This is a genomic window from Hydrogenobaculum sp. (genome assembly GCF_049967395.1).
In the GTDB taxonomy this organism is placed as follows: Bacteria; Aquificota; Aquificia; order Aquificales; family Aquificaceae; genus Hydrogenobaculum.
The window spans coordinates 1-533 of sequence record NZ_JBMFST010000135.1 but is presented as its reverse complement, the minus strand read 5'-3'; the positions used below and the strand labels follow the sequence as shown (position 1 = coordinate 533).

Genomic DNA, 533 nt, shown 5'->3' with positions numbered 1-533 from the left:
TGGTGTATCAAGGTTTTCAAAAGTTTCTATATTTAGTGGATTAAACCAGTTAAACGATATTACGTTAGACCCAAATTTTGCTACTATCTGTGGATATACCGAGAAAGAACTTGAAAGTGTATTTCAAGAGAGATTAAAAGACTTTGACAAAGAGAAGGTAAAAGAATGGTACAACGGCTACAGTTGGCTTGGAGAGAAAGTATACAATCCGTTTGATATACTTTTGCTCTTTGATAAAAAGATGTTTAAGGCTTACTGGTTTGAAACAGCTACACCTACTTTTTTGATAAAGATGCTTAGAGAAAAGAAATACTACATACCAAATTTAGAAAACTTAAAAGTAGGAGATGAAATATTATCAAACCTTGATGTGGATAACCTAAGAGTAGAAAATCTTTTGTTTCAATCGGGGTATCTTACTATAAAAGAGTTCTTAAAAGAAGATGGCATATACATATTGTCTTATCCAAACTTAGAAGTAAGAAAGAGCTTTAACAATTTTTTGATTTACTATCTAAGCTTTGATGCTAGTC

Annotated in this window: 1 pseudogene; it reads left to right on the top strand. The window is 31.1% G+C overall.

The window, feature by feature from the left end:
* Window positions 1-533: pseudogene (locus ACP5S8_RS08555) on the top strand (hypothetical protein); the annotation flags it as partial.